The organism is Rheinheimera sp. (assembly GCF_965283995.1).
In the GTDB taxonomy this organism is placed as follows: Bacteria; Pseudomonadota; Gammaproteobacteria; order Enterobacterales; family Alteromonadaceae; genus Pararheinheimera.
The window spans coordinates 2,295,761-2,319,164 of record NZ_CBDIQG010000001.1; the positions used below are offsets into that span (position 1 = coordinate 2,295,761).

Genomic DNA, 23,404 nt, shown 5'->3' on the forward strand with positions numbered 1-23,404 from the left:
AACTGCTCCGACCTGTACAGTCTACCTTAATCTTCGAAGTAGGTGTACCCGTAAACACCGGCCTTCAGTTCATCCAGCATCGCTTGTTGAGCGTCAGCGCTGAGGCTGCTGCGACCTAACTGATTTGAGTAAGAGTTAATCAGTTTTTCCGCATCAAACGCCACATAACGCAGCACGTCGGCGACAGTATCGCCTTTGATGGCGTTGCCGAGGTGATAGGTACCGTCCGGGTTCAGTTCAACGTGCACCGAATCGGTATCGCCAAACAGGTTGTGTAAATCGCCGAGGATCTCCTGATAGGCGCCGACCATGAACATACCAATCAGATATTGCTCATCTTCTTTGTATTCCGGCAGCGGCAGGCTGCTTTCGATACCATTGCCATCGGCATAACTTTTCAGTGCACCATCTGAGTCACAGGTGATGTCCTGAATAATAGCGCGGCGGTCCAGTGGTTCGTTCATCCGCTCCAGCGGCATCACCGGGAACAGCTGATCAATACCCCAGGCATCCGGCATCGACTGGAACAACGAGAAGTTGACGAACAACTTGTCGGCCAGTTTTTCGTTCAGATCATCGTGAATTTCACGATGCGAACGTGAACTGAGGTCCAGCATGTCCTTCACTTTGTTGATGGTGGCAAAGTAGATTTGCTCCAGCAACGACCAGTCTTTTAACGTCAGCAAACCATGCACATATTGCGCATGCGCGTCGGTGAAGTAATGTACGGCATCGTGATAGGCTTCGACGGCAGAGCGTGGCGTGACGTTCTGGTAGGAATCCCACAGCGCCCAAACCACTTGTGGTGAATCTTCTGATGGCTCCGGCAGGTAACGCAGGCCTGGTGCGCGTTCAACGTCGATTGCATCAGTGATCAGCACAGCGTGGTGTGCAGTCATGGCGCGACCGGATTCAGTGATGATGTTCGGATGCGGCAGGTCGTATTCGTCACAAACTTCTTTTAAGCCAAACACGACGTTCCGCGCATATTCATACATGGTGTAGTTCATCGAACAGGCTGAACGTGAGTTCGAGCCTTCGTAATCGACACCGAGACCACCGCCGACGTCTACAGTCGTGATAGGTACACCCAGCGTGCGCAGTTCAGCGTAGTGACGGGCACATTCACGGATCGCGTTGTGGATGTCGCGGATATTGGCAATTTGCGAACCGATATGGAAATGCACCAGTTGTAACAGGTCGAGCTTGCCAGCTTCTTTTAAGATATCAATGGCTTGCAGAACTTGTGTTGCAGTTAAGCCAAATTTACCTTTTTCCCCGCCGGTGTTTTGCCATTTGCCTTTACCGACTGAGTTCAGCTTGATGCGAATACCGATCATCGGTGCAGCGCCCAGGCTGTCGATTTCCCGCAGCAGCGTTTTCAGTTCAGATAATTTTTCCACGACGACATACACAGTGTGACCCATCATCTGGCCAATAGTCGCCAGACGCAGGAATTCACTGTCTTTGTAACCGTTACAAACGATTTTCAGCGGTTTTTCCGTGACGCCCAGGATCGCCATCAGTTCAGGTTTTGAACCGGCTTCCAGACCCACTTTATTGCTGGTGTGCACCAGCTTTTTCACCACAGAATATTGCTGGTTTACTTTGATTGGATAAACAGCGGTGTATTCGCCCTGATACTCCCGCTCAGATTTTGCTTTGGCAAAAGAGCTGATTAAGGTTTCAACCCGGTGCTGCAGGATGTCGGTAAACCGCACCAGCACTGGTAAAGTCAGACCTTCTTGTTTAAAACGTGCTGTCAGTTCCGGGAAACTAATGCCCGGCTTGCTGTGATCCTGATCCGGATAAGCAATGAGATCGCCATTGGCGTTGACGTCAAAGTAGCCTTCGCTCCAGACTGCAACGTTATAAATAGATCTTGCTTTGTCGATACCCCATTCTGCCATTGTCGTGCCCTTAGAAAAAATAGGCCGCCATTTTATTCGTATCGGCGGCAAAAAAACATGAAAAGTTTGTCTCACGCCGGCTTCACTGGCAAAATATTTAGCCCCTGAATCATTACCCGGAGTGGATCAATGTCAGAACTCAATTCACAACAGTGGTTTACCGAGATCTTCGCGCCAAGCGGCAGTGCGTTTTCGTTAAGAACCGAGCAAAAATTAGCTGAGGTTCAGTCACCTTTCCAGCACATCGAAATCTATAAGACCACCGATTTTGGCAATCTGATGGTGATCGATGGTGTCATTATGCTGACAACACGTGACAATTTCCTGTATCACGAGATGCTGAGCCACCCGGTATTGTTCACACATCCGGATCCGCGCAACGTTGTGATCATCGGCGGCGGTGACTGCGGCACATTACGCGAAGTGTTGAAACACCGATCAGTCACACAGGTCACGCAAATTGATATCGACGAGCAAGTGACGCGAATGGCGGAACAGTTTTTCCCGGAACTGTGTGCCTCGAATCATGACCCGCGCGCCACACTGCTGTTCGCCGATGGCATTCAGTATATGCGTGATGCGGCGCCTGAAAGCGTCGACGTCGTGATTGTTGATTCAACCGATCCGATTGGTCCGGGCGAAGGTTTGTTTAACCGCGCCTTCTACCAAAGCTGTTTTGCCGCATTAAAACCGGGCGGCATTCTGGTGCAACAAAGCGAATCGCCGCTGATCCATCTGCAACTGCTGAACGATATGCGCCAGGCAATGAAAGACGCTGGTTTTGCCGAGCTGCAAACGCTGCAGTTCCCGCAAATGGTCTATCCCAGCGGCTGGTGGACCTGCACTATGGCACGGAAAGATGAACACTTCAGTGGTTTTCGCCGTGAAGCGGCGACAAATCCGGGTTTTGCGACCGAATACTACAACGCCGACATTCATCAGGCGTCGCTGGCGCTGCCAAACTTTATGCGTCGTGAGTTAAAGCCCTGAGTTACCTTCTTACCAGGAAAACGGCCGCCAGACAGCGGCCGTTTTTTTATGTACAGGGTGTACGGTATAGAGAGGCAGGGCTTTCGAAACGCCAACAATTTGGCGTTTCGCCTGACGAACGCCATCCGCTCTGCGAATGGCAAACGCACGGAGCGTTTTGTGGTGAATAATAAAACTGCAGGAACATTTTGGGTAAATAAAAAAGGGATGCATCAAACAACCTGCACCCCTGGGGACAAAAATCAGCCGGTGTTACTGACCGGTCAGCGGCTCAATCTGAATTTCAACGCGGCGATTTTTCGCCCGGTTCTGCTCGGACGTATTGGCAACCAGCGGCTGGTCTGGGCCTGCGCCCTGAGTGACTAATCGACGATCGTCAATGCGCTGTGCACTCAGGTAGTTTTTCACCGTATCCGCCCGCGCCTGGGATAACCGCAGGTTCAGCTCGCGACCACCGGTATCGTCGGTGTGGCCGGTGATCACCAGCAGGGTTTTGTCATATTCAGCCAGTACTTTCGCGATGTCATTCAGCACCGGATACAGCTCAGCGCGGATGTCGCTACGACCGGAGGCAAAGGTAATTTGCGACGGGATCTCGAGTTTCAGCACGTCGCCTTCGCGTTTGACCTGTACACCTGAACCGGCCAGCTGTTCTTCCAGCGCCTGCTCCTGGTTATCCATATAACGGCCAATCGCGGCGCCACTGAGCGCACCTAGCACTGCGCCCAATGCCACCCGTTTATTCTTGTGATTGCCAGTCGCTTTACCGGCGACACCGCCAACGACAGCGCCGATAGCGGCACCCCGGGTGGTATTGTCCTGCGGGAACTGGGCACAACCGGCCAGTGTCAGGCTGGCAGCAGCGGCAAGAGCAGTCAGGCGATAAAAAGTCATCAGAGAATCCTGTGGGTTTATATGAGAGAAAAGAGATAGATGCGACCGAGTCTGGCGTCGCCCCGCTGAATTATGGCTGAATCAGCCCTGTACGGACCACCGTTTAACCTGTGGTTGGCGCTGTTGGCCGCGCTGCTTAAACTGATCGGTGCTCTGGACATGTATACGGCTAAACAGTTAAGCTGCCGCTTAATTAAACAAAGTCGGAGATGCAGGCAAATGGCGGGGTTCAGCTGGAAACGGATTGTGATCAAAGTGGGCAGTGCTTTGATTGCACCGGCAGGGAAAGGCACTTCAACCCGCTATTTATTGGCTATCGCCCGTTTTATCAGTGAATGCAAATTACGTGGCGTTGAAGTGGTGCTGGTGTCCAGCGGTAGCGTGGCCGCCGGTCGTTCTGCCATCGAATTTACCCATCAGCCGTTGCCGATCAATGTCAAACAGGCGTTGGCTGCTATTGGTCAGGCGCAGATGATGGCGACCTGGAGCCAGCTGCTCGATTGGCCTTGTGCGCAAATTCTGTTAACCCATGCCGATCTGGCTGACCGTCGGCGCTACCTGAATATCGATAATACCTTGCGCACGCTGTTAAGCCACGGCGCACTGCCGATCGTCAACGAAAACGATACCGTCGCCACCAAAGAGTTGCGGGTTGGTGATAACGACAATCTGGCAGCGATGGTAGCGTCTGTGGTCGAAGCTGATGCGCTGATTATCTGCTCCGACGTCGATGGTTTATACACAGCCAATCCGCGCACCGACGCCACCGCTTGCTTAATCCCCCGTGTTGAAGCACTGACGGCAGACATCTATGCAATGGCCGGTGGCAGTCATCACAGTACCGGCACCGGCGGCATGGTGACCAAACTACAGGCTGCCGACAAAGCCACTGCCGTCGGTATTGAAACGCTGATTATCAATGGCCAGCGCGCCCAGAGTTTTGAAGCATTATTGAATGGCGAGGCGGTCGGCACTTTGTTCGCGGCCCGGCAAACTACACTCAGCGCGAAAAAACATTGGTTATTGCATTCCAGCAAAGCCAGCGCCGAAGTCTGGCTGGATCAAGGGGCGGCGCAGGCCGTACAGCATAAAGGCGCTTCCTTACTGGCTAAAGGCGTCAGCCAGGTGCAGGGCGAATTCGATAAAGGGGACGCAGTCTGGTTACTGGCACCGGATGGCAGCAAAATTGCCAAAGGTGTCAGTCAATATAATGCGGCCGAACTGAACAAAATCAAAGGCATCCACAGTGATCAAATTGCCGCCGTGCTGGGTTATTGCCCAAGCGAAGTGGCGGTGCACCGGGATGATTTAGTCGTTTTACAGGGAGCTTAACATGCAGTCCGCAGAACAAAGCCGCAGATTTGACGTGGTCGCGCTGTGCGTGCAGGCCAAAGCTGCCAGCCGGCAATTGGCACAGCTGTCAGAGGCGAAAAAGAACCAGATCCTGAGCGATATGGCCGCAGCGCTGATTGAGGCCACACCGACCATTCTGGCAGCGAATGCACTCGATATGGCGGCGGCACGGGAAAAAGAGCTGGCGCCGGCGATGCAGGACCGGCTGTTATTAACTGCAGAGCGGTTGTTGCAATTAGCGACGGCGGTGCGGCAAATTGCGGCGTTACCAGACCCGGTCGGGCAAATCCGGCAGCTGGCACCAAGGCCTAATGGCATCCAGGTGGGCCGGATGCGAATTCCGCTCGGTGTCATCGCGATGATTTATGAAGCCCGGCCGAACGTGACTGCAGATGCAGGCGCTTTGTGTCTGAAATCCGGCAATGCGGTGATTTTAAGGGGCGGTCGTGAAGCCCTGCATTCCAGTCTGGCGATTGCTGCAGTGTTGCAACAAGTGCTTGAGCAGCATCAGATCAATCCAGCCGCGATTGCGGTGTTACCTGACCCGGACCGCGCTATTTTGCTGGAACTGCTGCAACAAAAAGACTACGTCGATTTGGTGATCCCGCGTGGCGGCGAAGGCTTAATCCATTTTGTCAGTGACAACAGCCGCATTCCGGTGATCCAACATTACAAAGGGATCTGCCATTTGTTTGTCGACAAAGCGGCAGATCCCGACAAAGCCTTAGCGCTGTTGTTGAACGGTAAAACGCAGCGGCCAGGCGTCTGTAATGCGCTGGAAACCTTGCTGGTCCATCAGGACATCGCGGCGGCATTTTTACCTTTGGTTGGGGCGGCACTGGCAGAAAAAGGAGTGCAGGTATTTGCCTGCCCGCGCAGTCTGGGCTATTTCAGCGCGGCGCAAGCGGCCGGGCCTGACCAATACGACACGGAATATCTGGCGCTGGCTTTGTCGGTGCGGGTGGTGGCTAGTTTTGCCGATGCGACTGCGCATATTGAACAGCACAGCTCAGGCCATACCGAAGTGATTTGTACCCAGGACATCAGCCGGGCGCAGCGCTTTCTGAAACAGATCAACTCCGCAGTGGTGATGGTCAATGCCTCGTCGCGGTTTTCCGATGGCGGCGAGCTGGGGCTCGGGGCAGAAATCGGCATCTCCACCAGTAAACTACATGCCTATGGCCCGATGGGGTTGGAGTCGTTAACGACGGAAAAATACATCGTCATCGGGGACGGACAGGTGCGTAGTTAACTTTTGACCAGCCGCTGTCTGCTGGCAGCGGCTGGTACCACCTGCCATCTGATTAATTGCGGATGGTGTCGTTACGGTTCCATAAATTCTGATGTTTCAGATAACAAAAAAACTCGTCCGGATTCCAGCATTTGGGAATGAGGTCAGTATTCACCCGCTCTTCAAAGTTCGACACCAGCTTACTTAAGATCTCGCGCAGGCGCTCTTCACTGATGCGTTCGAGCTTTTGCTGCGCGACCGGGAAATACAGATTGTTTTCGGCGCTGACCACCACATTGATGCCGAAGGTATTAAAGGTCAGATTGCGGGTGACCTGCCGGCACACCGGTTGTTCCGGTTCCAGCGGGTACAAGCCGTTGACGATGGCATATTCATAACGGTCCAGATCGCGTTTGTCCGAGTCCTTTGGAATGTAGGTGATGCCATAACCTTGCGGGAAATAACCGGTCACGGTCAGCAGGCTTTGCACCACCGCGGCCGGATACCAGCCTTTTTCCACGCCGGCTTTAAGCAGCGGCCCGACTTTTGGCAGACTGTCGTAGCTGTAATGCTGTTTCGATGGTAAAACCACCGACGTGTAAACCTGTGGGATCTTCAGCAGGTTGCCGATGCCATCTTCCGGTGTAATGGCAGAACGCAGTAAATGCAGCGTAAAGGCCTGTTTATCCTCTTCAACCATCATAAAGAGTTCACGTTCAGCCCGTGAATTGCCAATGTACTGGTCCAGGCCCAGACCTTCCTGCAAATACAGCTGGCTTTGCGCAAAGCTGATTTGTAACAACTGCTGCCGGGTGTCGGCGGGCAAGATCCGATAAGGGTCGGCGTCACCATCTGGGCCATGCAGTAACTGTTGCACTTCAGGGTGCTGCAGGCCGATGTCTTGCAGCAGGCAAGCCATCACGAGCGGGATCTGCACTTCTTCAATAAAAGCAGATGAAGTATCGGCCGCGGTATTTAGTGAATCTGCCACTTTGGTCAGCACATACCGATTCTTGATTTGTTGGTCGTTCAGTAATTGCTGCAACAACAACAATGCCAGAATGGCTTTATACAAATGTTTGTGGCGTTGATTGGTCGCCGCAATATTTTTGCCGTATGTCGGCGACATCAACTGGATAGTGCCCAAGGCCCGCGCGGCGAGCTGCCGCGATTCTTCCGGCGTATCCCCCTGGACCAGTTCCACCACCTGACGCGCAATGCCTTTTAGTTGTCGGATCCGATCAATGCGATGATCCTGCTGCTGTTTCAGGCTGTCTTTCAGTTGTTGACTGGTCTCATTCAGTTTCAGTTCGAGCTTATGGCGGGCCCCTTTACTGGCATCATCCAGCCGGCGTTGCAGATCGGTTTTTTGTTGTTGCAGCTGATCGATATTGCGTTGTTCATGGCCTTGAAAATACCAGGCCGCCTGTTCATACATCGACAGCCCTTGTGTGCTGTTATCAAAGGTCTTGCTCAGTAGTTCTTTGATAATTTTGGTGGCCGCATTTGCGCCGTACAAGGCCTGATTCATGCCGGAAAATCCTTTGCCTTTTCAGGTACAGTAAAAATCCATAATGACACAACTGTAGCTGTTATTTCAGGCCCCGCCAGCGCAGCAGGCGGGTGATCTGTCCGGAAAATTAGACAAGCGGGGTTAATTTTGCTTTTCTTAAACAATTAATTAGTAAAGGAAAACGCCCAGTGTTTATTGCAGTGATCGGCGGTGGCATCAATGGCGTGACTTCAGCCTGGCAGCTGGCATTGGCAGGCCATCAGGTGGAGTTGTTTGAACGCGACGGCCTGATGCAGGCGACCAGTGCGGCATCCAGTAAATTGTTGCACGGCGGCTTACGTTATCTGGAGCAAGGTGAATTCCGGCTGGTGCACGAAGCGCTGCATGAACGGCGCTGGTGGATCAAAAAAGCACCGCATCTGACCCGGCGTTTGCCGATCCTGTATCCCATCTACCGCAGTGGCCGGCGGCCGCGCTGGCAACTAAAAATCGGTCTGTGGCTATACGATCTGCTATCAGGGCGCAAAGGGATTGGCCGGCATCGCTGGCTCAATGCTCAGCAGACATTACGCTGTAGTCCTGACTTGCAGCCGGCTGGTTTACTCGGCGCTTTTTTGTTTTTTGACGGCCAGATGGACGACCAGCAGCTGGGGCTTTGGGTGGCGCAACAGGCCCGTCAGCAGGGTGTTCGGATCCACGACCATTGTCCGGTACTGGCGTTACAGGCCGATGGTCAGTTGCAGCTTGCCAGCGGTGAATGGCGTCAGTTTGACCGTGTGATTAATGTCGCCGGTCCCTGGGCCAACCAGCTACTGCAACAATCAGCATTACCGGTGCAACAGGCGCTGGATCTGGTGCGCGGCAGTCATTTATTGCTGCCGCCGTTGTGCCGCTATGGTCATATGCTGGAAGTGCCGGGCGAAGCGCGGATTGTGTTTGTATTACCGTTTAAAGGTCAGACGCTGCTGGGCACCACCGAAGTGCGGCAACAACTCAGTGAGCCTATTCAGTGCAGCGATGCAGAACGCAGCTATCTGTTACGGCTGTATAACCATTATTTTGTCACGCGGCGTTTTGACAGTGACATTCAGCGTGAATTTGCCGGTGTCAGACCATTACTTGCCGGCGCCGATGACGCCAGCAAAGCCAGTCGCGAATATGCAATGCATTGGCAACAAGCGATCCTGACGGTCAATGGCGGCAAGTGGACAACGGCGCGGGCTTTAGCAAAACAAGTCGTCGCGCAAGTGCAGGGCGGGGTTTGATTGTTGCCCTGCGCATCATAGCGTTGGCAAAAATCAGGTTAAATCCAGAGCGAGGATTTTGGAGCGGCGCTGATAGTTATACAGCTGCTGCTTTTTGGCTGGTAAATCGGCGACGTCTTTCAGTTCGAAGCCGTGTTCGAGGAACCAGTGGATGCTACGTGTCGTCAGCGCAAACAAGGTGTAGTACTTACGCTGGCGGGCGAGGCTGATAATGTGTTTCAGCAGCAGGCTGCCGCGGTCAGCATCGCGGTAGTTCGGGTGCACCGCCAGACAGGCAAATTCACCAACATTCTCTTCCGGAAACGGATACAAAGCCGCGCAGCCAATCACCAGACCGTCGCGTTCAATCACCACAAACTGGTCGATTTCCATTTCCAACTGCTCGCGGGAGCGGCGTACCAGCAAGCCTTGCTGTTCCAGCGGCCGGATCAGATCCAAAATCCCACCGATATCATTGATCGTAGCCAGACGCAGGCGTTCGGCCGCTTCAGTGACGATTTGAGTACCGATACCATCACGCGAGAACAGCTCCTGTAACAGTGCGCCGTTCATCGTGCTGCTGACCAGGTGACAACGTGACACACCGGCGCGGCTAGCGGTGATAGCCGCATGCAGGAACGCCAATGTTGATGTACAGGCGCGTTGGCCACGCTCCAGGTCTGTCAGCGTACTTTCGGCAAAATTAGGCATTAATTCAGCAATAATTTCGCCATCTTCGTCAATGATGCCGCCATCGTCGCTGAAGCCAATCATTTTGTCGGCTTTTAATTTGATCGCAACCTGAGTCGCAATTTCTTCGGCGGTCAGGTTAAAACTCTCGCCGGTGACTGAGGCCGCAATCGGCCCCATCAGCACAATACAGTTCTGGTCGAGCTGGCGGCGAATACCGGCGACGTCGATACGGCGCACTTTCCCGCTGTGGAAATAATCGACACCTTCGTCCACGCCCAATGGTTGTGCGATGACAAAGTTGCCACTGACCACGTTGATTTGCGCATTGTGCATCGGCGTATTGGACAAACTCATCGACAGCCGTGCCGTAATATCCAGTTGCAGCGCGCCGGCGATTTGCTTAATCAGCTGAAATGAATCGTCGTCAGTGACTCGGATACGGTTGTGATAATGCGCGGTCAGGCCGGCCTGCGTCAGCGCATCATTGATTTGCGGCCGCGCACCATATACCAGCACAATTTTAATACCCAGCGTATTAAGCAGAGCGATATCATTGATAATACTGCGAAAACCAGGTTGCGTAATGGCTTCACCGCCCAGCATCACCACAAAGGTTTTGCCGCGGTGCGCATTGACATAAGGGGCCGACTGGCGGAATCCATCAACAAGTTCAGTAGTACGCACGCTCTGTTTGTGTCCTTCTGTGAAAGTGGCTCAGTGCAGCTGAGCTCAGTCATAAGCGCTTTGTATGACAGCGATATGACTGGTTGCAGTATAACTGTCAGTCCGCAGTTTGCTGAACGCAGACGGCGGGAACTGAGCAGGATAGGAATTGGCGCGTACTTTAATAGAAAAGTGGATAAATATCCAACAATTATTTGGCTGGTTTTTACTGTAGCAAAGCTGTAAGACTAAAGCATTGATTAAGCTAAAAATGTATTCACTCTCTGGGCTTTCAGTTAATCTGATTGAAATATTATCCACAAAATCAGCATATCCATCTAAAAGGCAGGCGCATCCCTGCGCCTGCGTCGCAAAACTGCGTGATCAGGCGCTGCTACTGAAGCTACAGACAAACTGCCAGCTGCCGTCACTGCCGGGTTTACTCTGAGTCCACCATTTAGCCTGATACAACTTACCGGCATCAGACATGTAGTCGCCGCTGGCGGCAAAACTCGGTCTGTTGGCTACATCTTTGCGTGGCCAGTTCGGCCAGGCCGAGATTTTCGCCGGATCAATGCCGCCACAAGTCTGGCCGGTTTGCGCTGGTTTTAAGTCGAGATTGGCATAACCGGTGGCACTTTTCAGATATAACCGGTTGCTGCCGATCGGTTGCTGCAGGCTGATCTGACCGTTGTTGAGTACCCCGATCTGCAGCAGGTCGCTATGGACTGCATTGACCTGTTGGGCCAGCTCCCAGGCCCATTGCTGGCCGGTCTGATTGGCACTGCTGATCAGCAGGGATTTTTGCAGCAGTTCCTGACCGTTGCTATCAAACACCCGCAATAACGCGGTTTCTCCGGGGCTGCCAAGCTGAGTCGCGCTTAAATAAGCGCCTTTGTCATACCAATTGCCGCTACCACTGTCGCCATTGCTGAACTGCAGATCAGAGCAATTGTAAAAGCCTTCTCCGACTACATCCTGGCGTTGCCAGCGGGTATACAACACGGCATTACCGCTGCGGTTCTTTGGCAACGGTACGTCGATTTCGTAATAACCACTGACGGCCGGCACGTCGGTTTGCTGATGGATAAGCGTTAGCTGCTCCCAGCTGAGCTGCGCGCTGGCCGCATCAAAACCCGGATTGGACAGATAGAACTGCCAGAAGCTGGGATTATGCGGCGTGGTGGCGCGAAAACGCAGACGAAGCTGTGGCGTGGTTTTCAAATCAATCACTGTGCGCTGCCAGTGTGCGGACGGCACATCCATGCCGGATTTGCGGCTGTCGCCACCGGCGCACAACAAACCATTTTTTACTGCAGCGCGCACTGCCGTTTGGTTGTGATAATCCGGCACATTGGTTGAATATTCATGGTGTTGCGTCAGTGCATAACCGCCGGATTGTTGATAAGCCGCACGGCAGGCCAGATTCGGAATGCCTGAGCCATCGGCCGGCCACCAGTAGCCGCCGTCGTCTTTACAGATTTGCTGGCGGGCTTTGGGGTATTCGACATATCCATGGGCTTGTGCCGCTTGAGCGACCAGCAGCAACAGCAGCGCGCTGGCGCCTGTATAGAACTTGTTCATCAGATGTTCTCCTGAAATGACAGACCGTTGCGGCGGTCTGTCGGTTGGGGATCAAAGGTTGGGTCAGGCCTTGTTGCAGACAAAAGTCCAGCTGCTGTCGGAACCAGGCACGGCCTGGGTCCACCAGTTGGCTTTATAAACTTTGCCCTGATAGCGCAGATAGTCGCCGCCGGCTGCATAGGTGCCGCGTGGCCAGTTTGGATAGTCATTGACGGTGGCAGGCACGCCGGCACAACTGCCGCCGTTGTCGCCGCCACCGTTGCCATTTCCGGAGATAGCGCCGGCAGGCAATTGTGGATATTCCTGCTTCAGTGCAAAGCTCTGGCTGCCGACGCTGACGCGCCAGTTCGATGGCATTGGGATCGGCAGGTAATAGTTCAGCGTGATGCTAGTGCTGGCGTTTGCTGCCAGCGGGCTGTGTGTCGGCAGCGTCAGCTCGACGCGGTGGAAGTCCTGCTGGATGCCACCGATGTTATTGCCACTGCTGTTGCGGCCGCTTTGTATGACCTTAGTGCCATAACCGCTTTGATCGCTGAAGTTGTCACCGCTGGCGGTTGGCACGTCAAAGCTGATCTTGGCGCCGCCCGGAATCGTCTGGCCCGATTTGTTGCTCAGCGTCAGCTTTGGATTGATCGGATAGTTGGCATCACCAAGCTTAAAGCCGTCGATTTTAACCTGCAGGTCCAGACTTTGTGCCGGCAGCGGTTTCGGGTCGCGTTTATTGCCATAAGGTGCCGCAGTTTTAAAGGTTTGGTAGAAGATGCTGGTCAGGTCGGAACCCATGCCATATTCGGCTTTGGCCGCGTCATAGCCGTAGTCGCCGGCCAATTCCCAGAACATCACACCACCGATGCCCCTGTTGACGATGTAGTTGGCTTTTTGCTGAATACTTTCTTCATCTTCAACCGACAAAAACACTTTTTTCGTGTCGTTCCACAGCCAGGTGGCGACCAGCGTCGGGTCGTATTGCGGCTGGTAGACACCGGTCAGGCGGTCGGTTGGATCTGTCGCCGGGTCCAGACCATAAGCGGCGGCATAAGAGCCGGCTTTGCCAAGCTGCAGGTTGCGCGTATGCCACAGCGGATTAGAACCGGCCGGCACTTCCGCGCCGAGGCTGTTTTTGTCATGCCACAGATTGTCGATGCCAACAGCACCGGCGCCACACTGGTTTTGTGGTGAACCACCGGTACCTGGTGGGCACTGGTTTTGATTCGGCTGCGCCGCTTTGCCCCATAAGCCTTTAGTGCCGCCACTGACATTCTGCCAGCCGCGGCTGTAATAGGGCACGCCGATATTGACGCGGCCGGCCTGCATAGCGCCGCGGAAATAATGATAAGCCCAGTCAGTATTCAGGTATCCGAGGCCCTGATACTGCGCGCTTTGATAGTAGTTCCACACCAGCAATTCACTGTCACGGCCATCGTCAAACAGCGCGGCGTTCGGGCCGACATGCTGGTTCCAGGCACCGTGCAGGTCATAGCTCATGATATTGACGTAGTCGAGATACTGCGTGACCGGGAACACTTCCATGCCGCGCAGCAGATAGCCACTCGATGGCGAGGCGATGGTCAGTAAATAGTGTTTACCGTCGGCGACAGCGGCAGCGTCGAGTTTTTCCCGCAGCGTTTTCATCAGCACCTGATAAGACTCCATCAGACCGGCGCGTCGGGCGTTGGAGATGGCAAAATCATCCGGATTGCCGGAGTCTTTCATGCTGGACGGATATTCGTAGTCGATGTCGGCGCCGTCAAAGCCATAAGTGCGCAGGAAGCTGACCACCGAGTCGGCAAAGGTGTTAATGCCGGCCACATTCACCGAGTTATCAGCATTGGTGGTCATGGTATAGAAACCGCCGCTGGCGATACGGTTGCCGTTGTCAGCAAAATAACCACCGGTTTCGGCCCAGCCACCAATCGACACCAGGGTTTTCACGCCCGGATGCTGTTTTTTAAATTTATTCAGTTGGTTGAAATGGCCTTTGTAGCTGAACTGCGGGTCCATTTCCGCACCGGCCACGCCAGGCCATTCCATATTGGTGGCGGCATTGTCGGGGGCCTGCGGGTTGCCAATCGACACTTTGTGTTGGGCGTCGACATGGGCAAAGGCGTAGTTCAGATGCGTCACTTTGTCCCACGGAATGTTATGGGCCAAATAGGCCGGCTGGCCATTTTTACCGGTGCGCCAGCTGGTGAAATAACCAATGATCCGGCGTGGATGGTCAGCGCCCATTTTCTCGCGCCCCTGCTGGTCGTAGATGGTGCAATAAGGCACATCCAGCCCCGGCGTCTGGTACAGACCATCAGGCCGGCAGGCGGCGTGGCCGGTTTGGCTGCTACTGACACTGAACTGAATACTGGTTTGGTTTTGCGCGCCGAGATTATCAATCACCCGCACAGTCAGTTGCTGATTGCCGGTGACAGCGGTCCAGCTGCTGTTGTAAGGGGCCGCGGTTTTTTCCGCAATCACAGTGCCGTTTAACACAAACTGCACTTTGGCAACGCTGCCATCGGCATCGCTGGCGTTGGCACTGAATAAGACAGTTTCACCGGTATTCAGGTTGGCATTGTTGGCTGGTGCTGTGATGCTGACTGTTGGCAGTTGATTCGTGCCGGCGCTGACGCTGAAACTGACCGGCGCCGTCTGGCTGCTGGTCGCTTTGTCGTCGGTCGCTTTGGCATAGACGCTGTGATTGCCGGCAACAGCCGTCCAGTTCAGGCTGTATGGCGCGCTGTTGTCGCTGCCGGCCAGTTGATTATCGACATAAAACTCCACTTTACTGACGCTGCCATCGGCATCGCTGGCGTTGGCGCTCAGCGTCACCACGGTGCCGGCGCTATGGCTGCTGCCTGCCGCAGGCGCAGTCAGGCTGACTTGTGGCGGCTGATTTGCCACCACGCCTTCGCAGTCGCCTTGTTTGGTCCATTCCTGATACGGATTGGCATACTGCGCCGGGTTTTTATTCTGATTCCACCAGTTAGCCTTATAGGCCTTTTGTTCATGCTGGACTGTCGAGCCGCCATTGTAAGCTTTACTGGCGAGCCAGCTTTCCAGGTTGGTACAGCTGACAGTAGCTGCCTGTAGCTGCGTGCAATAAAGTACGCCGCACAACCAGCCGAGTCGGCGAGCCGTGATCAATTGAGTTTGCATATCAAGTCCTGCCTGTTGATTTAGATTTATTTTGTTTTCAGTAGCATGACGGGCGTTGGGGTGCTTTTTCACTGAATCCCTGTGCTGCACTGATCCTTGTGTGCGCTGTCCATGGAAGAGTGCCTGTTTTGCTGCCATCAAGATGAAACAAATGACAGCGTTGTCAAAATCAGCTTTCAGACAAGAATGTGATTTTTATCTGATTAATTTTTGATATCAGGGCAGGTGTGTGATTTGCTTACTTTTTTGCCGTTTAAGCAAACGGCTGCAGGGCAGCCGTCGCGGGCATGGACCGGATTCAGTCCAGAATGATATGCGGTAAAAACCGCGAGCTGTCTTTGGTGATCAGCGAATTGTCTTCCCGAATACCGATACCAGCGGCGCTGTCGCCAACCAGCCAGGAGCCGATCAGTGTATAACTGTCGCCGAATTTTGGCAGCGGGTGAAAGGCCTGACGGATAAAACCGCTGTCGTTGTACGGGCCGTCAACCTGCAGCCGTTGGCCCTGATGGTCCACCAGCTCGATATTCGCGCCTTCGCGTGAATACAACGGTTTACGCACCCAGCCAGCGCCAAGCGTGGCGGCGGGTTCTGTGTCAAAAAACGCCGGCAGCAAATTGGGATGATTCGGATATTTCTGCCACAACAACGGCAAAATACCTTTGTTCGACAACAACATTTTCCAGGCCGGTTCCAGATAACGGGTGTTGCTGCTTTTCAGGTGCGTTCCAAAATCTTCCCGCAGCATGAATTCCCATGGATACAGTTTAAATAGCGACTGGAGCGGGTAGTTGTCGGTATCCACCAGCTGGCCGTTAATCTCACCAATTTGATCCAAACCGAGAAAACGCGCGTCGATGCCGGCCTGCATGGCAATATCCATCAGATAATGCACAGTGCCTTTGTCTTCGATATTGTCGGCGACACAGCTGAAATAGACCGGTTGCAACAGGTTCAGCGTGGCAAAACGGTGTTCCAGCTGGTCTTGCAGAGAGTTAAACTGATCGGCGCCTGCAGGCAGTTTGCCGCGCATCAGCTGATCTTCCAGCCAAACCCACTGGAAAAAACCGGTTTCATATAACGAGGTTGGCGTGTCGTAATTCAGTTCCAGCAATTTGGCCGGACCGTTGCCGTCATAGGCGAGGTCTAACCGGCCGTATAAATGTGGTTGCTGGCTTTGCCAGCTGGCAGCGATCCAATCCCAATAAGGCGCTGGTACATCCAGCTGTTGTAACAACTGTTCGCTGGCCAGAATTTCCGGTACCAGCGACAATGCCATCTGATGAATTTCTTCGGTCGGTCCTTCTAAATCCTGTTCAATCTGTTGCAGGCTGAACTGGTAATAAGCTGACTCGTCCCAATAAGGTTCACCGTCAAAGGTGTGAAAATTAAAGCCAACCGATTCGGCATAACTGCGCCAACCCGGCCGTTCGGCTATCCGTAGCTTTTTCATTGATTCAATCCTTAACCGCCGGAGGAGGCGCTTTGCTGGTCACTACGCCGTTGCGCCTGTGCACCAAAACCGCCACGTGATGCCATTTTCCCCGGCGCCACCTGCATACGGGACGGCATTACACTGACCGGACCGGTCTGACGCGCCACCGGCTGATTTGTGGCGGTGCGAAAAGTCGACAAATCGTCTTTGGATTTATACAACGGTTGCGTTGGTACATATTGTTTGGCCGAACTGCTTTTATTCAGCATCTGACCGGCGAGGAAGCCCATCATCATCGGCATAAAAAAACCGCCGCCAGAACTGGCCTGTTGCTGTCCAGGTACTGGTGCCGCAGGCGCCGGGCAATTACCGGCACCAAAGTCGGCTTCACATTCGGCCTGAGTCTGATACTTCGGCGCCACTTGCTGGTGCAACGCTTCGGCTTTGGCGAATTCAGCTTTGCAGCTTTCCGGTGGGTTATAAAATGCGGCACATTCTTCGGCGTTTTTGTAGACGGCGCTCGGTACCGGCTCTTCCGTGCTGCAACTGGCAAGGAAAAACCCAGTCGCTGGCACCATCAGGACTAAAGCGGCTTTTTTACTGCGTTTCACTGCTTTGTTCATAGTGCCTCCGTCAGAATGTCATGCTGGCTGCGTTCACCAGGCCTACTGCGATAGATGCACCGGCAGCAAGGATGCCTGAGGCAATTTCGCCCTCACTAATCCGCTGTGGCAACTGGCGCACGGTTAACCGCACTGCGACAAAAGTACCAATCTGGATGACTAAAGCGAAAGCCCCCCAAATCGCACAATCTGCCAGCGACACCGAATGTTCAATTGCGCTGGCCAGTGGCAGTGCAAAGCCGATTAATGCGCCGACAAAAGCAATAGCGGCTGCCGGGTTATTGGCGCGGATCAGTGCTAATTCGTCATGCGGTGTCACCCAGCTGTAAAAGCGGCAAAACAACAGCACCAGCAAAATCGCCAGCACAAAAAAACTGAGGAAAGCGGGCAGGCCAGCAATCGAGGCGAGAATGGAATCAGGCATAGGGAAATCCTTGTCGATGTAAATAAACGAATTTTCCCTATCATCCTGAAAATTCATTGGAAACGCAATCACTGACCATGCTGGCGCGCATTTAGATATTGCTGAGCTATGCTCAGAAAGATCCGTCTCAATGCCAATTCCGGAGTATTCATAATGTTAAATCAACTGAAAGTGCGAAGCCGCTTGGTGCTGCTCGCGGCACTGCCATTGACGGCGCTGGTGCTGATGTGTCTGTTGTCATTGTATAACATGAAGTTATTAGCAACCGGAGTCGACAGCCTGTACCACGACCGGGTGAAACCATTGCAGCAAATCAAGCAGGTGTCGGATGCTTATGCTGTCACCATCGTCGATACCCTGCATAAACACCGTGCCGGGTTATTGGATGCCAGCCAGACCCTGCAAATCTTGCAACAATCAGTAGAGGAAGCAGAAAAAGCCTGGCAAGCCTATCGCGTCACCAAGATGACGGATGAGGAGCAACGCTTGCTGGCGGTCGCCGAACGCGACATCGCGCAATGGAGCGCACAATTGGCGCAGTACCGGCAATTACTGGCGGATAATCAGCTGACGCAAGAACCGGTAAAGAGTTTTAATGAGACCTTGTATGCCAGTGCCGATCCGCTGAGTGCTTCGCTGACGAAGCTGATCGATTTGCAATTGAGTGAATCCCGCCGTTTTACCGAAGAGGCACATCAGACGCTCGATAATACCGTCTGGTTATTTGTTTGTGTCGTGCTGCTGGTTGGGATGGTGTTAGTGCTGATGTCGGTGCTGGTGAAGCGGTCAATTCAGCGGCCATTGTCGAGTCTGCAGACCACCATTATGACGGTCGGCACCAACTCGGACCTGCGCCTGCGCGCCGCAGTCACCGGGCGGGATGAGATCGCTGACACGGCTTTGGCGTTTAATCAGACCATCGGACGGATGCAACAGTTCTTTTCCGACTTATCCAATGCGGTCGTGCAATTAGCGGCGGCGTCGGAAGAAATGAGTACTATCAGCCATCAGGTCAGTAAAACGGCGTTTGAACAGGAGCAACAAGCGAATATGATCGCCACGGCAGTTAACCAGATGTCAGCAGCCATTCAGGAAGTTGCTAACAGTGCACAAAATACCTCAGATCAGGCCAATTTGACGGATGTGCAGGCGCAACAAGGTGTGCAGCAGGTGACGGCCAATATCACGGCCATTACCCGGTTATCAGAAACGGTGAATGGTGCCAGCGCGGTCATTGGCCAGCTCAGCACTGAGTCTGACAAAATCAGTCAGGTGCTTTCTGTGATCCAAAGCATTGCTGCACAAACTAATTTACTGGCATTAAATGCCGCGATTGAAGCGGCGCGGGCAGGTGAAGCGGGGCGTGGTTTTGCTGTGGTGGCAGACGAAGTACGCACGCTGGCGACCAATACCCAGCAAGCGACGGAATCAATCCGCAGTATGATCGACACATTGCAGGCTTCAGCCCGCGACGCAGTCAATGCCATGGCGCAGTCGCAAGGCCATGCCGAGGGCAGTGTGCATAATGCACAACAGGCCGGCACTTTGCTGGAACAGATCAAAAACTCGATCTCAGCGATTGTTGATATGAACGTGCAAATCTCCACTGCAACTGAGCAGCAAACTATTGTTGCAGAAGAGATAAATCGTAATATCACGGATTTTAACAGCAGCATTTGCGAAGTCAGCCGCAGCTCTGCGCAAAGCGCTGATGCCAGTGAAACACTGGCCGAACTGGCATCTCGGTTACGTCTGCAGGCCGCCGAATTTCAAGTCTGACCTGCATTCATAGCGGCTATTGTTCTGTCTGTCGCAGAACCGGCCACCGAGTCACCTGACCCGCTGGACATTCAGATCAGGCTCACTACACTCGGAACGAATTTCATTGTTCGTTCCGGGAATCTTTTATGTCGCAAAAAACTATTATTGCGCTGGCCGTTGCAGCGGCGCTGACTCTTCATCTGACCGGTTGTGGCAAAGCGCCGGATTCTGCAGCGCCTGCGGCATCAGCGCAGACTGAAACGGTTGCACTGAAGTCGGGGATTGAACTGGGCAATCTCGATACCCAGATGAAACCGCAGCAAGATTTTTTCCGCTATGTGAACGGCAACTGGCTGGCTAAAACTGAAATCCCGGCTGACAAATCGCGCTGGGGTAGTTTTGACGAGCTGCGCTATAACGCGGAGAAACATGTGCTGGAGCTGGTGCAGCAACAAGCGGCCAAACCGGCGGAATTGGGTACTGATGCGCAAAAAATCGGTGATTTGTACCGCGCATTTATGGACACGGCAGCGATTGACGCCTTGGGCCTGACACCGTTAAACGCCGATCTTGCCGCGATTGATGCATTAAAAACACCGGCAGATTTGGCGTTATTGTGGGGCAAACTGCAACCCCAGCGCTACGGCACGCCAGTGACCTTGTTTGTCGGTCAGGATCAAAAAAACTCCACGCAGTATATCAGTCTGGTGAATCAATCTGGCCTTGGCATGCCAGATCGGGATAACTATCTGAAAACGGACGAAAAAGCAGAAAAAATCAAACAGCAGTATCGCTGGATGATCGCAAAATTCTGGGAACTGGCCGGCTGGCCGGACGGCACGGCGGCGGCAGATCGGATTTATGCCATTGAGCAACAACTGGCCACTATTCAATGGAGCCGTGTGCAGAATCGTGACCGCACCGCAACGTATAACAAAATGACCCCGGCGGAGCTTGCCACTGCGGCACCTGGTTTTGACTGGGCTGGTTTCCTGCAAGGCGCCGGCGTGCCGACCATTGACAGTCTGGTGGTACGTCAACCGACATATCTCAGCGAATTTGCCAAATTACAGAGCCAAATAAGTCTGGCTGACTGGCAGCTGTATCTGAAATTTCATTTAATCCGCAGTCACGCCGCCTTATTGGCCAGCGGCTTTGAACAAGCCAGTTTTGATTTTTATGGCCGCGCGCTAAACGGCCTGCAGCAACAAAAACCACGTGAAGAACGTGCGGTCGCAGCGATTGATGAAGCGCTTGGTTTTATGGTTGGCAAACTGTATGTGGAAAAACACTTCAAACCAGAAGCCAAAGCGCGGATGGAACAGCTGATTAAAAATCTGCGCGCTGCGTTTGAGCAATCGATCAACGGTCTCGAGTGGATGAGTCCGGAAACCAAACAACAGGCGCAGGCGAAGCTGGCGAAATTTAATACCAAAATTGGTTACCCGGATGTGTGGCGTGATTACAGCTGTCTGGAAGTGAAAGCCGGCGATCTGGTTGGCAATATGCAGCGCAGCAGCGCCTGTGAATACCAGCGCAATACCGGCCGTCTTGGTAAACCGGTCGACCGCACGGACTGGGGCATGACTCCACAAACAGTCAATGCCTACTACAGCTCGACGATGAATGAAATTGTGTTCCCGGCCGCTATTCTGCAGCCGCCATTTTTTAATGTCGAAGCCGACGACGCCGTGAACTATGGCGCTATCGGCGGCGTGATTGGTCATGAAATTACCCATGGTTTTGACGATCAGGGCCGGCGTTCCGATGGGGATGGCAATTTACGCGACTGGTGGACGCCGGACGATGAACAGAAGTTTAAACAACGTGCGCAGCAGATGATCGACCAATACAGCGCCTTTAACCCGATTGATGATTTACACCTGCAAGGCGCGTTGGGGCTTGGTGAAAACATTGCTGATCTGGGTGGTCTGACTGTGTCGTACCGGGCTTATCAGAACTCACTTGCTGGCAAACCGGCGCCGGTGATCGACGGTTTTACCGGTGAAAAGCGCTTTTTCATCGGTTGGTCACAGGTCTGGCGGATTAAGTTCCGCGATGAAGCGCTGCGTCAGCAAATCATCACCGGACCACATTCGCCAGGCATGTATCGTGTGTTAGGCGTGCTGTCGAATATGCCGGAATTTTATCAGGCCTATGACGTGAAGCCTGGTGACGGTATGTACCGGCCGGACGATGTCCGGGTGAAGATCTGGTAAACATCTGACGCTTGATGATGGAAACGGGACTTGCGTCCCGTTTTGTTTTTATACGGCACCGCTGCCGCTAAAATGTAGCGAAATTGTTCGGTGTTCGTCCTGAGTCATTTGGCCGGCGCAAACGGCTGTGTATAATCGCTGCAACTTTTTGCGAAGGGAATTCATTTTGAAACTGCTCTCTGTATTAATTAGCTGTGCTGCGGTGATGTCTGCATCGGCGTCCGCCGGTTGGTGGATTGAAGCCGATGATTTAGCGCTGCGTAACGATATCCAGCTGTTAGCCGATTCAGGCCATATCCGGCAGCCCATCAATACTTATCCGCTGATGTGGAGCGGTATTGTGCAGGATTTGCAAAGTGTGGATGCCAACGCCTTAGCACCGGATCTGCGTGATGCCTTCCACCGCGTGATGATGCTGTGGCAGCGCGATCGGCGTGACGTGCAGGCCAGTCTGAGCCTTGCCGGCGAAACAGAACAACCTGCGGTGGTGCGTTTTGGCGATACCTTGCGGGATAAAGCTCAGGCACAGGCCAGCGGCAGCTACCAAACCGATCGCATCAGTGCCCGCGTGCAAGTCAGTCAGGTCAGCCAGCCGTTTGATCAGAATCGTACCCGATTGGACGGCAGCTATGTGGCGGTTAAAGCCGGCAACTGGATTGTCAGTGCCGGTGCGCTGGAAAAATACTGGGGCCCGTCATTTGATACCAGTGCGATTCTGTCGACCAATGCCCGGCCTGTGCCGGCGGTGACGCTGAGCCGGAACTCCAGTGCCGCAGCGGCAGAGGACTGGCTGCCAGCCTGGACTTTTACCACCAGCTTTGGTCAGCTCAGCAGTCGGGCTCAGGTGCCTGATGCCAAATTGTGGCAGGCCAGACTTGGCATTAAACCGCTGAACTCACTGGAAATGGGCTTTAGTTGGGTCATGACCTACGGCGGCCAGGGCTACGGCAATGGCCTGAACGATTGGTTTGACGGTCTGTTCCGTGGCGGTACGCTGGAAGGGGCCGAAAATATGCTGGCCGGTTACGATCTGCGCTGGACCACCAGTTTGCTCGATCAGCCGTTTGGTGTGTATTGGTCAGCTATCGCCGATGATGTCAGCACCAAGACATTGCAGCTCTACAAAGTGTCTTATCAGCTGGGGCTCGATACTTACGTCCGGCCACTCAGTAGCCGGATTTATCTGGAAATCATTGATACCGCTATCGACTGCAGTAATGACCGTAAATTCAACTGTTATTACGAGCATTCGACACATCATGACGGTTACCGCCGGTATGGCCGGGCATTCGGTACTTCGTATGACAATGACAGCAAGGCACTGAATCTGGGGATGTTGACGCAACTGGACAGTTCAACCAGCTGGCACAACAAACTGGCCTGGTTGCGGCTCAATGTCGATGGCACCCGGGTCGATTTACCGTCTCAATGGACCCAAGCGCAATTGCCGGCCCGTACCGTGCTGTTATGGCGCACTGAGCAGCAATGGCGCGACCATGCAGATCAGTGGAAATGGGGCCTGGAGTTTAGCAATACGCTGGACAAAGCCAGTCAACAACGTGACTGGCAGACTGAACTATTCCTGAGCTGGAACCGCCAGTTCTGACCTTTTGCATAATCTCTGCCTGAGCTATTGCATACGTATGCAATTTGCCGGTGATTGACCGGCAGATTGCCCTCTTTTCGCCGGCTGGATCTGTGACAGTGACAGCCGCCGTTT

General features: G+C 53.6%; 16 protein-coding genes. 7 read left to right on the forward strand and 9 right to left on the reverse strand.

Features of this window, described 5'->3' with window-relative positions:
• Window positions 1-26: 26 nt before the first annotated feature.
• Window positions 27-1,910, reverse strand: a complete 1,884-nt coding sequence (gene speA, locus ACQ66Q_RS10450) for a biosynthetic arginine decarboxylase (protein WP_430456738.1) — start codon at window positions 1,908-1,910, stop codon at window positions 27-29.
• 129 nt (window positions 1,911-2,039) lie between these two features.
• Here speA and speE point away from each other — a divergent pair, with 129 nt between their 5' ends.
• Window positions 2,040-2,900, forward strand: a complete 861-nt coding sequence (gene speE / locus ACQ66Q_RS10455) for a polyamine aminopropyltransferase (protein ID WP_430456739.1) — start codon at window positions 2,040-2,042, stop codon at window positions 2,898-2,900.
• Between the two features lie 252 nt (window positions 2,901-3,152).
• Here speE and ACQ66Q_RS10460 read toward each other — a convergent pair whose 3' ends face one another.
• Window positions 3,153-3,794, reverse strand: coding sequence for an OmpA family protein (locus ACQ66Q_RS10460; RefSeq protein ID WP_430456740.1), 642 nt, complete (start codon window positions 3,792-3,794; stop codon window positions 3,153-3,155).
• 219 nt (window positions 3,795-4,013) lie between these two features.
• Here ACQ66Q_RS10460 and proB point away from each other — a divergent pair, with 219 nt between their 5' ends.
• The gene (gene proB / locus ACQ66Q_RS10465) at window positions 4,014-5,126 is read left to right on the forward strand and encodes a glutamate 5-kinase (protein ID WP_430456741.1); all 1,113 of its coding nucleotides are present in this window, start codon (window positions 4,014-4,016) and stop codon (window positions 5,124-5,126) included.
• A gap of 1 nt (window position 5,127) precedes the next feature.
• A complete protein-coding gene (locus ACQ66Q_RS10470) occupies window positions 5,128-6,399 on the forward strand; it encodes a glutamate-5-semialdehyde dehydrogenase (RefSeq protein WP_430456742.1) in 1,272 nt (423 codons plus the stop codon).
• Window positions 6,400-6,451: 52 nt separating this feature from the next.
• On the opposite strand, the gene ACQ66Q_RS10475 is transcribed toward ACQ66Q_RS10470, so the two are convergent.
• Window positions 6,452-7,909, reverse strand: coding sequence for a hypothetical protein (locus tag ACQ66Q_RS10475; protein WP_430456743.1), 1,458 nt, complete (start codon window positions 7,907-7,909; stop codon window positions 6,452-6,454).
• A gap of 170 nt (window positions 7,910-8,079) precedes the next feature.
• Between ACQ66Q_RS10475 and ACQ66Q_RS10480 the strand changes: the two genes are divergently transcribed.
• Entirely contained in the window at window positions 8,080-9,156 is a 1,077-nt protein-coding gene (locus tag ACQ66Q_RS10480; protein ID WP_430456744.1) for an FAD-dependent oxidoreductase, read from the forward strand.
• 33 nt (window positions 9,157-9,189) lie between these two features.
• Here ACQ66Q_RS10480 and argA read toward each other — a convergent pair whose 3' ends face one another.
• From argA to ACQ66Q_RS10510, 6 genes are all read right to left on the reverse strand, one after another.
• Entirely contained in the window at window positions 9,190-10,512 is a 1,323-nt protein-coding gene (gene argA / locus ACQ66Q_RS10485) for an amino-acid N-acetyltransferase (RefSeq protein WP_430456745.1), read from the reverse strand.
• A 363-nt stretch (window positions 10,513-10,875) separates the two neighbouring features.
• Window positions 10,876-12,075, reverse strand: a complete 1,200-nt coding sequence (locus tag ACQ66Q_RS10490; protein ID WP_430456746.1) for a lytic polysaccharide monooxygenase — start codon at window positions 12,073-12,075, stop codon at window positions 10,876-10,878.
• Window positions 12,076-12,138: 63 nt separating this feature from the next.
• Window positions 12,139-15,222 carry a glycosyl hydrolase family 18 protein gene (locus ACQ66Q_RS10495; protein WP_430456747.1) on the reverse strand — a complete coding sequence of 1,028 codons (3,084 nt, stop codon included), beginning with the start codon at window positions 15,220-15,222 and terminating at the stop codon, window positions 12,139-12,141.
• A 298-nt stretch (window positions 15,223-15,520) separates the two neighbouring features.
• A complete protein-coding gene (locus ACQ66Q_RS10500) occupies window positions 15,521-16,675 on the reverse strand; it encodes a glutathionylspermidine synthase family protein (RefSeq protein ID WP_430456748.1) in 1,155 nt (384 codons plus the stop codon).
• Between the two features lie 11 nt (window positions 16,676-16,686).
• On the reverse strand, window positions 16,687-17,280 hold the full coding sequence (locus tag ACQ66Q_RS10505; protein ID WP_430456749.1) for a DUF1190 domain-containing protein: 594 nt from the start codon (window positions 17,278-17,280) through the stop codon (window positions 16,687-16,689).
• Between the two features lie 10 nt (window positions 17,281-17,290).
• The gene (locus ACQ66Q_RS10510; RefSeq protein WP_430456750.1) at window positions 17,291-17,704 is read right to left on the reverse strand and encodes a DUF350 domain-containing protein; all 414 of its coding nucleotides are present in this window, start codon (window positions 17,702-17,704) and stop codon (window positions 17,291-17,293) included.
• 153 nt (window positions 17,705-17,857) lie between these two features.
• On the opposite strand from ACQ66Q_RS10510, the gene ACQ66Q_RS10515 reads away from it, so the two are divergent.
• From ACQ66Q_RS10515 to ACQ66Q_RS10525, 3 genes are all read left to right on the forward strand, one after another.
• Entirely contained in the window at window positions 17,858-19,483 is a 1,626-nt protein-coding gene (locus ACQ66Q_RS10515) for a methyl-accepting chemotaxis protein (RefSeq protein WP_430456751.1), read from the forward strand.
• Between the two features lie 128 nt (window positions 19,484-19,611).
• Complete coding sequence (locus ACQ66Q_RS10520; protein WP_430456752.1) at window positions 19,612-21,684, forward strand: M13 family metallopeptidase; 2,073 nt, start codon at window positions 19,612-19,614, stop codon at window positions 21,682-21,684.
• 166 nt (window positions 21,685-21,850) lie between these two features.
• A complete protein-coding gene (locus ACQ66Q_RS10525; protein WP_430456753.1) occupies window positions 21,851-23,290 on the forward strand; it encodes a capsule assembly Wzi family protein in 1,440 nt (479 codons plus the stop codon).
• Window positions 23,291-23,404 lie beyond the last annotated feature (114 nt).

Excerpts from the sequence above, each read along its gene's own strand:
- ACQ66Q_RS10515 (WP_430456751.1), top strand. The coding sequence starts at position 17,858 with ATGTTAAATCAACTGAAAGTGCGAAGCCGCTTGGTGCTGCTCGCGGCA.
- ACQ66Q_RS10510 (WP_430456750.1), bottom strand. The coding sequence starts at position 17,704 with ATGCCTGATTCCATTCTCGCCTCGATTGCTGGCCTGCCCGCTTTCCTC.
- ACQ66Q_RS10490 (WP_430456746.1), bottom strand. The coding sequence starts at position 12,075 with ATGAACAAGTTCTATACAGGCGCCAGCGCGCTGCTGTTGCTGCTGGTC.
- ACQ66Q_RS10475 (WP_430456743.1), bottom strand. The coding sequence starts at position 7,909 with ATGAATCAGGCCTTGTACGGCGCAAATGCGGCCACCAAAATTATCAAA.
- ACQ66Q_RS10520 (WP_430456752.1), top strand. The coding sequence starts at position 19,612 with ATGTCGCAAAAAACTATTATTGCGCTGGCCGTTGCAGCGGCGCTGACT.
- ACQ66Q_RS10495 (WP_430456747.1), bottom strand. The coding sequence starts at position 15,222 with ATGCAAACTCAATTGATCACGGCTCGCCGACTCGGCTGGTTGTGCGGC.
- ACQ66Q_RS10500 (WP_430456748.1), bottom strand. The coding sequence starts at position 16,675 with ATGAAAAAGCTACGGATAGCCGAACGGCCGGGTTGGCGCAGTTATGCC.
- ACQ66Q_RS10505 (WP_430456749.1), bottom strand. The coding sequence starts at position 17,280 with ATGAACAAAGCAGTGAAACGCAGTAAAAAAGCCGCTTTAGTCCTGATG.
- ACQ66Q_RS10470 (WP_430456742.1), top strand. The coding sequence starts at position 5,128 with ATGCAGTCCGCAGAACAAAGCCGCAGATTTGACGTGGTCGCGCTGTGC.
- speE (WP_430456739.1), top strand. The coding sequence starts at position 2,040 with ATGTCAGAACTCAATTCACAACAGTGGTTTACCGAGATCTTCGCGCCA.
- proB (WP_430456741.1), top strand. The coding sequence starts at position 4,014 with ATGGCGGGGTTCAGCTGGAAACGGATTGTGATCAAAGTGGGCAGTGCT.
- speA (WP_430456738.1), bottom strand. The coding sequence starts at position 1,910 with ATGGCAGAATGGGGTATCGACAAAGCAAGATCTATTTATAACGTTGCA.
- ACQ66Q_RS10460 (WP_430456740.1), bottom strand. The coding sequence starts at position 3,794 with ATGACTTTTTATCGCCTGACTGCTCTTGCCGCTGCTGCCAGCCTGACA.